Origin of the sequence: Laceyella sediminis (assembly GCF_003003125.1) — a bacterium.
GTDB classification, from domain to species: Bacteria; Bacillota; Bacilli; order Thermoactinomycetales; family Thermoactinomycetaceae; genus Laceyella; species Laceyella tengchongensis.
On record NZ_PVTZ01000004.1, the window covers coordinates 88,968 to 102,784 of the forward strand.

Consider the following 13,817-nt stretch of genomic DNA (forward strand, 5'->3'; position numbering starts at 1 on the left):
CTCTCCTTTACACTAAATAACGGAAATAGACATAGACGCTGGCCAAGACGATAGACAACAACATCAGGGGAAAACCGACCTTCAGGTACTTGATGAAAGTGATTGGATGCCCTTCTTTGCCTGACATGCCGGCAACAATCAGATTCGCACTCGCCCCAATCAACGTACCATTGCCACCGAGGCAAGCGCCCAGCGCCAAACTCCACCACAACGGCTCCAAATTGCTGACCCCCATTTGTCCCATTTCTTGAATCATGGGAATCATCGTGGCCACAAATGGAATGTTGTCAAGAAAAGCGGACGCGAACGCGCTGAGCCACAGGATCAACATCGACGTTACCACCACATCGCCCTTCGTCAGTTCAATCGCTTGCTCCGCCAATTGGGCGATGACTCCTGTTTCAATCAAGCCCGACACGAGGACAAACAAACCGATGAAAAAGAAAATCGTCATCCATTCCACTTTTGTGAACGCTTCTTCCATTGTGTGCTCACCCGTCAACAACAGCAACAGGAACGCGCCGCCGAGAGCGACGGTGGCTGACTCCAGATGTAACAACTGGTGCATGAAAAAGCCCAGGATCGTCAGCCCCAAAACAATCAAACATTTGCGGAGCAGCTTATGATCAGTAATAACTTCTTTTTCATCCAGTTTCATAATGCTTTCTTTCAGTTCGGGCGTGGTTTGAATCTGTTTCCGATATATTAACACAAAAATCGGTACATAAATGGCCAAGATGATTATAGTAATCGGAGTTAAGTTCTCGATAAAGGCCATGAACGTCAATTCTTTCACCGCGCTGCCGATCATAATGTTGGGCGGATCACCGATCAGTGTCGCCGTCCCTCCCACATTGGAAGCGATAATCTGGGTGATCAAAAACGGGACCGGGGGCACTCGCAACTGACGGGTGATGCTGAACGTGACAGGCACCATGAGAAGCACGGTGGTAACATTGTCCAATAATGCCGACCCCAGGGCCGTAATCAGTGCCAACGATATTAATATCCGAACGGGATCCCCTTTGGCCCGCTTAGCCGCCACCACTGATATATACTTGAACAATCCTGTCTCAGCGGTAACGCTGACAATGATCATCATGCCGATGAGCAACCCCAGCGTATTGAAATCGATGTGATGGATGGCAGTTTCTTGATCGATAATTCCCAACGCCACCATCAGTCCTCCGCCAATCATGGCGACAATGGTGCGATGAATTTTCTCAGAAATAATCAAGGCATAAATCACCAAAAAAATGCCTATGGCCAAAATAGCTTGTTGTTCCATATCGTACCTCCTCAATTCTTATTTATTTATATCCACATAAAATGTGAATATAAACAACTGCGATCGGCGACGCTTTATCGCTTTACAATAAAAAAGCGAACATGACAAAAGGAGACCGCCAAGTGGCAGTCTCCTCCTAAATCATGTTCCGCATATTCATTTGTATACCATTATATAAAAACACTCGGGAATTGTAAAGAAATTGACGAGCGCAATGAAAAATAGCGATAACGCCCGTGGTACACCCCAATTTTATGGAATATCATGCACCGTTTTATCCATGCAATAAATATCCAATGTCAGTCCATTGTCGATAAAAATATTTGGCTGTCCAGATAAAACCGTATGGCCGGTGATCTCGGCAAGCATGGAACGCATATAGTTGTGATATTCCCTCTCTTTCATTTCCTGCAAGATTGGATCGATCCGTCTCCCACGAATAGACATGCGTGGAGAAACCTCCTTCATGATTGAAGCATTCCCGGCAATAATGAAAATCTTATCTTGGTGCACAATCGCTTCCACATCCTTGCGCACGGCCCCAAATAACTGACGTTGTCCTTCACTGTACGCATCACAAATCATTTTCTGTATTGCCGGCTGATTGCTTATTTGCATCTTCCCTACCCCTTTCTTACGTTCAGCTTCTGGCCGTGGGAATGGAAAAGACAAAAGGAGCCCATCGGTGACAGGCTCCTCCTAAAAATCCAGATTTAATCTTTTCAGTAATACTATGCACCGAAAACATCCACTTCATACATCCGTCGTTCACGATTCAGCATTTTTGGCAGATGTCTCCAGTTGATCCGTATATTTAACTTTTACAGCCGCAGAACGCTCTTGCTGGAATGACTTCATCAGTGAAACAATCACTCCGAACAAAATGAAAATGAAAGGGAAAGAGGCAATAATGGAAGTTGTCTGCAACGCCTCCAATCCACCTGAATAAAGCAACACCGCGGCCGACGAGGAAATGATAAAGCCCCAGATATACTTAACGCGATTCGGTGGATTTAAAGACCCGTTTGTTGTCTGCATTCCTAACACAAACGTGGCTGAATCGGCCGAAGTGATGAAAAAGGTGGCGATCAACAAGACGGCCAACACTGTCATCCCTTGTCCAAGCGGATATTGTTGTAACACGTTAAACAACACCACTTCTGTGCCTTTGTCATTCATCGTCTCAAATAAGGGGAGCCCTTGGTTGATGTCCAGATGTAAGCCCGCTCCGCCAAAAACGGCGAACCAAATAGCGCAAAAAGTGGTTGGTACCAGAAGAACGCCGATAATAAACTCCCTTACCGTTCTCCCTTTGGAAACACGGGCGATAAATGTGCCGACAAACGGAGCCCAAGCAATCCACCACGCCCAATAAAAAACGGTCCAATTCTGTACCCAATCATTCGCTTCGGGTTGGAACGGAGCCATGTAAAAGCTCATCGCGGGAAAGTTCTGCAGATACCCGCCGATGGTGCTGATCAGCAAATTCATAAGAAACTTTGTAGGCCCGGCGAATAAAAGGAACAACAGCAGCAACAAGGCCAACAAGATATTGAGATTGCTCAAATATTGAATGCCTTTGCTCAAACCTGTAAGCGCAGACAACAAAAACAAACACGTCACCACGATGATGATGGTAAGCTGGGTGGTAAAATTGTTATCAATGGAAGTAAGATATGAAATCCCCCCACCGATTTGGGCGGCACCAAAACCCAATGACGTCGCAACGCCAAACACGGTGGCAAAAACGGCAATCACATCGATCACTTTGCCGATCGGGCCGTTCACCTTTTCTTTCAACAAGGGATAAAAAATGTGACTGATAAGTCCGGGGGTTTTTTTTCGGAAATTAAAGTAAGCCAACGCCAAGGCCAACACACTATAAGTTCCCCAAGGGTGAAGACCCCAATGGAAGAAAGAGTAACGCATGGCCATACGTGCGGCTTCTGGCGTTTGTCCTTCACCTACAAGCGGTACGTGGTAATGGGAAAGCGGTTCAGCCACTCCCCAAAACACAAGCCCAATTCCCATACCGGCGCTAAACAGCATGGCAAACCAGCTGATTCGACTGTACTCAGGCTTATCATCGTCTTTGCCCAGCTTGATTTTGCCATACGGGCTAAAAATCAAATAGAGGGAAAAAATGAGGAATCCGGTGGCGGAAAAGAGGTAAAACCATCCAAAACGGTCTTGGAGAAACGTTTGGATCATAGAGGTAACACTGGCAAGACTTTTGGGTGCTACAACACCCCACGCAATAAACAGAACAGACAATACGATGGAAATGAAAAACACATTGGCAATTTTTTTCTTCATGATTCTCCCTTTCTAATTGGAATAATCTGTATGCCAAATCCGGCTTACTTAACCAATTTAACACAGATTGGACAAGCTTGCATGTCCGCCTGAGCAAAACCCAGGCGCTGACGTCCCCCCTAGCCGGCTTGAAATGATTGAACTACAAGAAAAGCCAACCGTTTGCTAACGGATGGCCGGCAGAAATCTTCTTTTTCACTATGCCCTTCTGTACGACGCTTTAAGGCGTTTTGGCGGGCAATCCCTGCAATTTGATAAACATATCGGCAATGGTATGGATATAGCCAGCATTCCAGCAAAGCATGTTAAAACCCTCGATGATATCCTTTTGTCATACAATATCTTGTCAGTATGAATGCACGATCTGTTTCAGACCGTGCATGCGATATCAGCCACTGGGAACCACGATTACTTCTACCCGGCGATTTTTCTGCATGTTTTCGGGAGAATCGTTAGCCACAAGTGGTTTCGTTTCTCCCCACCCTTTCGTTGACAGCAGAGCTTCGTTTACGCTGAACTTTTCCACCAACGCCTTTTTCACCGCGTCGGCCCGCTCTTGCGACAATTGCAGATTATGCTCATGGGTGCCCCGATGATCGGTATGCCCATGAATCTGGAAGTGAGCATTTTCCGTTTTGGAAAGGGATTTGGCGATTTGAGCCAGCGCCGGATAAGCCTCTTTGCGCAAGACGGCCGAGTCGGTATCAAACAAGATGTGTTCTGGCAGTTCAATCACCACATGCTTGTCAGTCGTTTTGATCTCCATGTCAGGATGGATCATTTCCGGCGGTACATATTTGAAATTGGCCGGTGCCATCTTAGGTGGCGTATAGGGTGGGGCTGGTATGTACATTTTCGGCGGTTGGTATAAATCTTCGGCAGGCGCCACCTTGTATAAATCATCCGGATCAGGTGCCACATACGGTGCTTCTGACTGGTTGGACGAGGAATTTTCTTCTTTCTGGGTCTGTTGATCGGCCACCGTCTTGCTATTCGAACAGGCGGCTACAAACAGCGCCACAGAACCGGCCATCACAACGGATAAAATCCTTCTCATGCGATCCACCTCCAATCAAATACTACAATACAGTCCTATTTCTTTCAATTCAGGCAGAAGGTGCGGGGCTACCCCCATCCGTTCGCAGCGGCCAATCACAGCCACTGCGAATAACTTGGTGACAGCGATCAGTCTATTCATCATAATCAAGTGTGAACACCACAATGGCATCATTTTCATGATCAATGTAACAAATCGATCGATACGAGCCCATGTTTAACTGAAGATTCCCTTCCAACCCAAATAAGCGCCGCATCTCCAACCGCGATGGGAAGCACTGGAGCTCTGCCATCGTTTCCATGATGGTGCGCTGTTCCGAAGGGGATTGCTCCCGCAAAAAAGGTACGATCGCGGCGCTGATCAACACGTGGCAGTCTATTGGCCCATTCCAAGTTACGGGAACAGCCAATTCGGCTTGCAACTCGCTTAGCGTCAACTGTTCCAACAAACCGCTCATTTGTTCCATTTCCCTTTCAGAAATGGGACGAACCACCGCTTCTTTCTTTTCAATCTCGGCATAAAATCGCCTTTTCTGTGATTGAGACGCATCCTGACTCGCTGTTTGCACCAAATTCAAAAGGAAAGCATGCGCCGCTTTCCATTCCCGCGGATCAAGTCGGTCAATGAGATCATATAAGTCCTGTTTTGAAACATCCATGGCGATCCCTCCACTGAATAGACATCAGGTGCATTGTACGCTCAATCATCCCAAAGACGCAAATTTTTCTTGTGGCAGAAACAATGATTGCACCCTTGATCCAGTTCAGCTTTGACCATACTTCCTCACCTTTCTCAACAGCGCGGTGTGGCTGATCCCCAAATCGCGAGCAGCTTGACGGACGCTCTGGCATCGTTTGAGCGCCTCGGCCACGATTTCCCTTTCATATGCTTCCATCCGTTCCTTTAGACCAACGGCATTTGTCGTCCCTTTGCTGGTTGCTTTATTTTCAATATGAACCTTTTTTAGCTCCTTTTCCTCTTCAAGGCAGAGATAGACACTTCGCTCGATCACATTGCGCAATTCGCGGACATTGCCGGGCCAATCATGGGTCAGCAACATATGCATGGCTTGGGAAGACAAAGACAACGGCGGGCGGCCAGCTAATCGGCGGAATTTTCCTGCAAAATGAGACGCCAGCAACGGTATGTCGCTTTTTCGTTCCCGCAAGGGGGGAAGCTGGATCGGTATCACATGCAAGCGGTAATACAAATCACCCCGAAATCGACCTTGCGCGACCATCGCAGACAAATCCCGATTAGTTGCCGCGATGATGCGAAGATCAATCGGGATGCGCTTATCGCCGCCAACCCGCCGCACCGCCCGCTCTTCCACCGCATGCAACAATTTTGCCTGCAAATGGAGGGGCAATTCGGCCACTTCATCCAAAAATAGGGTTCCCCCTTGGGCCATTTCAAACAAGCCCTTTTTTCCACCTTTGGCCGCACCAGTGAAAGCACCCGCTTCATAACCGAACAATTCGCTTTCTAACAGCGCCTCGGGAATAGCCGCGCAATTGACAGGAACGAATGGCCCGGCGGCATGCAAACTCTCGTAATGAATGGCCCGCGCAAACAACTCTTTGCCCGTCCCGCTCTCCCCGTACAAAAAAATGGTTGCGTCGCACCGGGCCACGCGTTTGGCGAGGGCGATGCAACGGGCCATTTCTTCACTACGATGTACAATGTCCGCAAATTGAACCATACCTGTGCTCTTGACTGATTGAATCAAATCGCTGATCTGTTTCATGTCCCTGATCACAATCACGATCCCCTGGTTGCGATTAGCCGTTTCCGAGCGGATCGGGTAGTAGCTGGCCACCATTTGCGCCGTTTCCCCAGTCTTCCTTTGAATCGTCACTGCCTTGTTCAATACCTCGATCCCGCTTTCCAAGCACTGGCTGCAATCGGCAATATGCCTCCCCCACAGATCTGCGAGCGGCCTGCCTTTCAACTGATCCCATGGAATCGGCAACATGCCGCGCGCCGCCCGATTGACAGCTTGAACGCGCAGCGCTTGATCCAACAGGATCATCCCTTCAGAAACAGTTCCCAGGATCGTGTTCATCTGATCTTCCCTGCCTTCTGAAGGCAAGAAAGGTATCACGTCGATGCGCCGCACACCGGAGATCTCCCCAATGGAAGAGATGAGCCGACTGTGCAACCTTTGCTCTAACGATTTGATTTTGATATAGATGTAATGCGGCTTCACTTCCATTCGCATGATATTGATGTTAGAACAAAGAAAACACCCGATTACATCATGAGTGATTCCGACCCGGTTTTCCGTCTCGATCTCAAACGTCGTCGTTTCCATGTCAGCCACCCTTTTTCGGTGTTTTCTTTTATCTTAACAGAGTCTCCGCGTCCATATCACACAAATGAAAGCGCATTCTCGAGATCGCAGATGATATCTTGCACCTCCTCAATACCGACTGACAATCGAATGAGGCCATCCGTAATCCCCATGTTAAGACGCTCTTCCCGTGGGACAATGGCGTGTGTCATGGAAGCTGGATGTTGGATCAACGAATCAACATCCCCTAAACTAACCGCCACTCGGCACAGCGACACATGATTAAGCATTCGCGTCGCAGCTTCATGCCCGCCTTTTAATTCAAAGCTAACCACTCCCCCAAAGCCATCCATCTGCTTTTGGGCCAACGCATGCTGAGGAAATTCAGGCAATCCGGGATAGTGAACGCGCTCCACTTGGGGGTACGACGTTAAAAACTGCGCCACCACCTGTGCGTTTTTCGTGTGTGCTTCCATTCTCACCGCCAGCGTCTTCAATCCGCGAAGGAGCAAAAACGCATCCATCGGCCCGAGAACTCCGCCAAAATCCTTTTGCGTGGTCTTTTGCACCTCCTCCAGCAACGACCGCGGACCTGCGACCAACCCGGCGATCACATCCCCATGACCGCCGATATATTTGGTCGCACTATGGATAACCAAATCACAACCCCATTCGATCGGCCTTTGCAAATAAGGGGACATAAAGGTGTTGTCCACAATGGTAATAATACCCAACTCCTTGCCCACTCGCCCGACCATCTCCAGATCAATCAACTCCATGGTAGGATTGACCGGTGTTTCTACATAAATCAGCTTGGTGTTAGGCTTAATCGCTTGACGCAACATTTCTTCATCGCTCATGGTGGAAAGGGAGTGCTCCACGCCAAACCGGTTTTGCAACCAATTCAACAAACTAAATGTGCATCCGTACATCCCTTTGGAGCACAATATATGATCACCTGTTTTCACCAAAGCCATCAACACCGCTGACACGGCCGCCATGCCCGATGAAAACGCCAAGGCCATCTCCGCCTTTTCCAAGGATGCGATCTTCTCTTCCAAAACGGAGACCGTCGGATTCCCCAACCGGGAGTAAATGTATCCCGACGCTTCACCAGCAAATCGTTCCGCCCCCTCCTCCGCTGTAGGAAACACAAAGGTCGATGTTTGATAGATCGGTGGAACGAGAGGCCCTCCGGCGAATCTTTGATGGGCGGTATCATGGATCGCCTTGGTAGCAAACCCGAAATCTCTTTTTTGTTGTGAATGGCTCATTTCCCTGTCCCCTTTCTGCTGTCTTTACGATCAAAACATGCAAAAGGGGTGCCAACCACAAACACACTACACATAGCCGTTTATGAGCATGCTTTTGGAAATCATTCGAACCGCGTTGGTATCATATGTTTCCACCATCATTGCCCATTTTGAACCAAATTTATAACTTTTGTAACAATTTCGCATTTATACGTCATACTTTCTACAACTTTTTTATGTACAATGATTAAGTTCACCGAATGGGTTGGGGAACATGCCTCTACGGTCATGCGCTACAACCCATTCGGCAACATCGACCTATCTTTTCCCAATTCTTGAAGAGATACCCCATGGCTTGGGGTATCTCGTTCCTCCTTTATCCCCAATGCTTTCCTGGCAATACATTGGCGGGATATCCCTCCCGCTCATGTAGCCCCCCTTCATTGATTCCCATTCACTTGCATCATACTGTTGGCAACGTGCCCAGTTTCTCTCCGTTCCTCACACTGTGTTCCCTGGGGACAACCTTACATCGACCATGCATCGTCCTGCCAATTGATGCCCACAGCAACCCAGAGATTTATAAAGAAAAGAACATCCCTGCTTTTGACAAAGCAAAATGCCCTTTCCCCTCCCAGAGGTGGGTGAAAGAGCTTTTGTTCACTGTTGCAAACCCTCGATTTTCTGCGCCAACTTGGACAGCTCTTGGACCAAGCTTTTTTCATGTCATAATCCCTTTCTTCGTACTTCAACGCTTACCTGCTTCACGCATGCAAACAAAATGACTATTCTGTCCCAGTAGGCGAGATCGTCCGGCACCACCTCCTTCTTTCCCGCGAACGAGTCTTTCCGAAACAGACAAGATGGAAAATTATTTTCCATTGAAAATGAGTTATGGTATAAACAAGGGATCTTTTGAAACAGGGGGAATACAACTCATGGAAAATCGCCTCAGATTGCGCGAATTGGGCATGAAGATCGGCAGATTTGACACTGGTGAATTAAACGGCTTGACCGACGTACCCGGGGTAAAAGTCGGCCACCACACCTTGTCATATGATTTGGAAGCGGGAAAAGCAGTAAGAACAGGAGTGACGGCGATCTTGCCGCATGGCGGCAATCTGTTTCAAGAAAAAGTGCTGGGAAGTGTGCACGTGATCAACGGCTTCGGAAAAACAGTTGGTTCCATCCAACTCCAAGAACTAGGTACCATCGAAAGTCCCATCATGTTGACTAACACCTTGTCCGTTCCCGCCGTAGCCGAAGGAACCCTCCGCTACCTACTAGACCAAAACAGCGACATCGGTGAATCGACCGGAACCGTCAATGTGCTAGTGGGTGAATGCAATGACGGGTACCTAAACGATATTCGAGGATTGCACGTCAGACCAGAGCACGCTTATCGAGCGATTCAATCAGCTACGGCAGGAGCAGTGGCGGAGGGTTGCGTGGGCGCCGGAACAGGCATGTCCTGTATGGGCTACAAAGGCGGGATCGGCACCAGCTCTAGGGTGGCCCCATTCGCTGAACATATCTATACGGTCGGTGCTTTGGTTGTCAGCAATTTCGGCGAAGAACGCGATCTGCTACTGCCTGGGCGTGGCCGGACGGCAGTGGCAGATCACACACCCCCTCCCACCCAAACACCCCACGGGTCCATCATGATCGTCATCGCCACCGATGCGCCCGTCAATGAGCGGCAACTGTACCGCATGGCCAAAAGAGCCACCTTCGGCTTGGCACGCACCGGATCATTTTCCGCCCATGGAAGCGGAGACATTGTCATCGCTTTCTCTACCGCCCATCGCATCCCCCATTATCCAGACCGGTTGACCCGGCCGTGTGCTTACCTTGTTGAGGATGGGGAAGCCATTTCCCGTTTGTTTGAAATGACCGTGGAAGCGGTGGAAGAAGCGATTTGGAATTCACTGTGTAAAGCGACCACCACGATCGGCAACCAAGGCAGAATAAAACGAGCGATCGAATACGACTTGTTCCTGTCCAACCTTGCCCAGCCGTAACCATTTGGCACCACGGCATGGATCCCAAAAAAAGACGAGACGATTTCACCCCAGCTCACCTGGGGCAAAAACGTCTCGTCAATCGTTCCTATCGTTTGATCTCTCAACCCAATTCTAACAACAGATCTCCCGCTTCAATGGTTTGTCCATCCTTCACATGAATGGCTTTCACTTCACCGTCAAACGGAGCTTGCACCGTCGTCTCCATCTTCATCGCTTCCGTGACGATAAGATATTCCCCTTTTTTCACTTTATCTCCCGGCTCCACCAACACTTTCAACACTTTGCCAGGCATGGTCGCGCCGATTTCCCCTGGCTCATCAGGATCCGCTTTGCGGTGGGCCTGGGCGTCTTCTTGCACTGACAAGTCACGCACTGTCACTTCCCGCGGTTGGCCGTTCAATTCGTAGTAGATGGTTCGCGTTCCATCGGAATTCAACGAACCTACATTGATCAGTTTCACAATCAAGGTTTTGCCCTGTTCAATGTCCACCTTGATTTCCTCACCCAAACGCAGACCGTAGAAGAAGGTGGGCGTGTCCAAAACCGAGAGGTCGCCATATTCACTAACTTTCTTCTCCCGATCGAGGAATACTTTCGGATACATGATGTAGCTCAGCAGATCATATTCTGTGACCGGCCGTCCGATCTTTTCTTCAAGTTCCGTACGCACTTTGGCGAAGTCCACTGGTTCCAGTCGTTCCCCCGCGCGGCACGTGAAATGTTCCCGACCTTTCAAGATCAGCTTTTGCAATGTCTTTGGGAATCCCCCCGGCGGCTGTCCGAGATACCCTTGGAAAAATTGGACCACCGACTCTGGAAAGTCCAAACGCTCCCCTTTTTCATACACATCTTGTTCCGTCAAGTGGTTTTGCACCATGAACAAAGCCATATCTCCCACGACTTTGGAGGAAGGGGTCACCTTCACGATATCGCCGAACATCCGGTTGACCGTCGCATAGGTTTGTTTTACTTCCTCCCAGCGGTCGCCCAACCCGACGGCAATCGCCTGCTGATGCAAATTGGAGTATTGCCCGCCAGGCATTTCATGCTCATACACCTCTGAGCTGGGCGCCTTGATCCCACTTTCAAAACCGGCATAGTACGGGCGCACATCCTCCCAGTAATCGGACAGCTTCTGCAAGCTGGCCAGGTCCAATCCGGTTTCCCGCTCCTGCCCCGCAAGCGAAGCCACCAATCCGTTCAGACTGGGCTGGGAAGTAAGCCCCGCCATGGAGCTAAGTGCAGCGTCAACAATATCGACACCCGCTTCATACGCTTTGATCAAGGTGGCCATTTGGTTGCCACTCGTATCATGGGTATGCAGATGAATGGGCAGACCCACTTCTTCTTTCAATGCCGTAATCAATTTGTACGCCGCGAAAGGCTTCAGCAACCCGGCCATGTCCTTGATGGCGATCATGTGGGCACCGGCTTTCTCCAGCTCCTTAGCCAAATTCACATAATACGTCAGCGAATATTTGTCGCGGTTCGGATCTAAGATATCCCCTGTGTAACAGATCGTCGCCTCGGCGATTTTGCCAGCGTCACGCACAGCATCAATAGCCACCCGCATCCCTTCCAACCAGTTGAGGCTGTCAAAGATACGGAACACATCGATCCCAGACTTGGCGGCTACTTTGACAAATTCTTGGATGACATTGTCGGGGTAATTCGTATAACCCACCGCGTTGGCTCCACGGAACAGCATTTGGAACAGGATATTGGGAATCCGCTCACGCAATATGTGCAATCTTTCCCAAGGATCTTCATTTAGAAACCGCATGCTGGTGTCAAAGGTGGCCCCGCCCCACATTTCCAGCGAAAACAAATCTGCCCCCAACTTCCCGGTGGCTTCGGCGATAGCCAACAAATCATGGGTTCGCACGCGTGTGGCAAACAAAGATTGATGAGCGTCTCGGAAAGTCGTATCCGTCACCAACAACCGTTTGCTGGACTTCACCCATTCCAGCAGCCCGTCCACGCCTTTTTCCTGCAAAATCTGCTTCGTGCCCGCGGGGTATGGCTGATCGACAGATGTCGCCGGAATGCGTGGTGCGGCAAAGGTTGGCTTTTTCCCGTGCGGCAACCCAGGATGACCATTGACGATCGTCTGGCCGATATAAGTCAACAACTTGGTACCACGGTCTTTCCGTTTGGGAAACACGAACAATTCTGGTGTGTTATCAATAAAAGACGTATTGTATTCGCCGCTTAAGAAGTTCGGATGCTGAACCACATTTTCCAAAAACGGAATATTCGTTTTCACACCCCGGATTCTAAACTCCTTCAGGGTTCTCAGCATTTTCTTCGCCGCTTGCTCATAAGTCATCGCCCAAGAGGACACCTTCACCAACAACGAATCGTAATGCGGAGTGATTACCGCGCCAGGATAAGCGTTGCCCGAGTCCAATCGAATTCCGAATCCCCCGCCCGACCGATAGGCAAGCAACCGTCCTGCTTCCGGAAGAAAGTTTCTCGCCGGGTCTTCCGTTGTGACACGGCATTGGATAGCAAAGCCGCGGGTGGTGATGGATTCTTGCCCCTGTATACCGATCTCGGGATCGCTCAAGGCATACCCTTCGGCAATCCGAATTTGCGATTGCACAATGTCGACACCTGTGATCATCTCAGTGATCGTATGCTCCACCTGCACGCGGGGATTCACTTCGATGAAATAAAAACGGTGATCGGGGGTGACTAGGAATTCAACCGTTCCTGCATTGTAGTAACCAGCCGTTCGCATGAGCCGCAAAGCCACTTCACAAATCTCGTTTCTTAGCTCTGGTGGCAGGGAAACACTGGGGGCGACTTCCACCACCTTTTGATGGCGACGTTGAATCGAGCAATCCCGCTCAAACAGATGAACGGCGTTTCCGTATCGGTCAGCCAGGATTTGCACTTCAACATGTTTAGGCTGCTCCAAGTATTTTTCAATGTAGACATCCATGTTGCCAAAAGCAGACTTCGCTTCAGACCGCGCTCGCGCAAAAGCTTCTTCCAGTTCTTCACCGGTGCGAACGACGCGCATACCGCGCCCGCCGCCACCCGCCGCGGCCTTCAGGATGATTGGAAATCCGTGCTGTTCCGCAAACTCGCGTGCTTCATCCAATGATTGAATGGGTTCGGGCGTACCCGGAATGACGGGGATGCCTGCTTGAATAGCCATCGCCCGGGCATCCACCTTATCCCCGAACATTTGGATGTGTTCAGGCGACGGCCCGATAAACACAATGCCTTCCTCGGCACACCTCTTTGAAAAGTCAGCATTTTCGGCTAAAAATCCGTATCCAGGATGAATCGCATCCACATGATGGCGTTTGGCCACTTCCAAGATCCCTTCAATATCGAGATAAGCCTCGATCGGCCCCTTGCCTTCCCCAATCAGGTAGGCCTCATCCGCTTTGAAACGGTGGAGCGACACTTTGTCCTGTTCAGTGTAGACAGCGACCGTGCGAATCCCCAACTCCGTACACGCGCGAAAAATGCGGATGGCTATCTCTCCCCGATTGGCCACCAACACTTTTTTGAAAGGTTTTACCACACTCATGAGCAAACGCCTCCTTTATAGGATGTGAAACACTTCTGG

At 49.6% G+C, this 13,817-nt stretch carries 9 protein-coding genes; 1 reads left to right on the forward strand and 8 read right to left on the reverse strand.

The annotated features are described in order from the left end of the window. Positions 1–7 precede the first annotated feature (7 nt). The 7 genes from CLV36_RS06595 to megL form a co-directional block, all read right to left on the reverse strand. Entirely contained in the window at positions 8–1,288 is a 1,281-nt protein-coding gene (locus CLV36_RS06595) for an ArsB/NhaD family transporter (RefSeq protein WP_106342099.1), read from the reverse strand. A gap of 252 nt (positions 1,289–1,540) precedes the next feature. Further along, positions 1,541–1,906: a hypothetical protein gene (locus tag CLV36_RS06600; protein ID WP_106342100.1), complete on the reverse strand. Its 366-nt coding sequence runs from the start codon at positions 1,904–1,906 to the stop codon at positions 1,541–1,543. A 150-nt stretch (positions 1,907–2,056) separates the two neighbouring features. Next, positions 2,057–3,604 (reverse strand): glycine betaine uptake BCCT transporter, encoded by a 1,548-nt coding sequence (locus CLV36_RS06605; protein WP_106342101.1) that lies wholly within the window; start codon positions 3,602–3,604, stop codon positions 2,057–2,059. A gap of 388 nt (positions 3,605–3,992) precedes the next feature. After that, on the reverse strand, positions 3,993–4,661 hold the full coding sequence (locus tag CLV36_RS06610) for an OmpA family protein (RefSeq protein ID WP_106342102.1): 669 nt from the start codon (positions 4,659–4,661) through the stop codon (positions 3,993–3,995). A 133-nt stretch (positions 4,662–4,794) separates the two neighbouring features. Further along, positions 4,795–5,319: a hypothetical protein gene (locus CLV36_RS06615; protein WP_106342103.1), complete on the reverse strand. Its 525-nt coding sequence runs from the start codon at positions 5,317–5,319 to the stop codon at positions 4,795–4,797. A gap of 105 nt (positions 5,320–5,424) precedes the next feature. Further along, on the reverse strand, positions 5,425–6,975 hold the full coding sequence (locus CLV36_RS06620; RefSeq protein WP_102992530.1) for a sigma 54-interacting transcriptional regulator: 1,551 nt from the start codon (positions 6,973–6,975) through the stop codon (positions 5,425–5,427). Positions 6,976–7,031: 56 nt separating this feature from the next. Next, a complete protein-coding gene (gene megL, locus CLV36_RS06625) occupies positions 7,032–8,228 on the reverse strand; it encodes a methionine gamma-lyase (RefSeq protein ID WP_106342104.1) in 1,197 nt (398 codons plus the stop codon). A gap of 917 nt (positions 8,229–9,145) precedes the next feature. On the opposite strand from megL, the gene CLV36_RS06635 reads away from it, so the two are divergent. Further along, positions 9,146–10,228 carry a P1 family peptidase gene (locus CLV36_RS06635; protein WP_106342106.1) on the forward strand — a complete coding sequence of 361 codons (1,083 nt, stop codon included), beginning with the start codon at positions 9,146–9,148 and terminating at the stop codon, positions 10,226–10,228. Between the two features lie 103 nt (positions 10,229–10,331). Here the strand turns inward: CLV36_RS06635 and pyc are convergent, their stop codons facing one another. Beyond that, a complete protein-coding gene (gene pyc, locus CLV36_RS06640; RefSeq protein WP_106342107.1) occupies positions 10,332–13,778 on the reverse strand; it encodes a pyruvate carboxylase in 3,447 nt (1,148 codons plus the stop codon). Positions 13,779–13,817 lie beyond the last annotated feature (39 nt).

Bases quoted from the DNA above. Each gene is read 5' to 3' on its own strand.
- CLV36_RS06605 (WP_106342101.1), bottom strand. From the start codon at position 3,604: ATGAAGAAAAAAATTGCCAATGTGTTTTTCATTTCCATCGTATTGTCT.
- CLV36_RS06610 (WP_106342102.1), bottom strand. From the start codon at position 4,661: ATGAGAAGGATTTTATCCGTTGTGATGGCCGGTTCTGTGGCGCTGTTT.
- CLV36_RS06635 (WP_106342106.1), top strand. From the start codon at position 9,146: ATGGAAAATCGCCTCAGATTGCGCGAATTGGGCATGAAGATCGGCAGA.
- CLV36_RS06600 (WP_106342100.1), bottom strand. From the start codon at position 1,906: ATGCAAATAAGCAATCAGCCGGCAATACAGAAAATGATTTGTGATGCG.
- pyc (WP_106342107.1), bottom strand. From the start codon at position 13,778: ATGAGTGTGGTAAAACCTTTCAAAAAAGTGTTGGTGGCCAATCGGGGA.
- CLV36_RS06595 (WP_106342099.1), bottom strand. From the start codon at position 1,288: ATGGAACAACAAGCTATTTTGGCCATAGGCATTTTTTTGGTGATTTAT.
- megL (WP_106342104.1), bottom strand. From the start codon at position 8,228: ATGAGCCATTCACAACAAAAAAGAGATTTCGGGTTTGCTACCAAGGCG.
- CLV36_RS06615 (WP_106342103.1), bottom strand. From the start codon at position 5,319: ATGGATGTTTCAAAACAGGACTTATATGATCTCATTGACCGACTTGAT.
- CLV36_RS06620 (WP_102992530.1), bottom strand. From the start codon at position 6,975: ATGGAAACGACGACGTTTGAGATCGAGACGGAAAACCGGGTCGGAATC.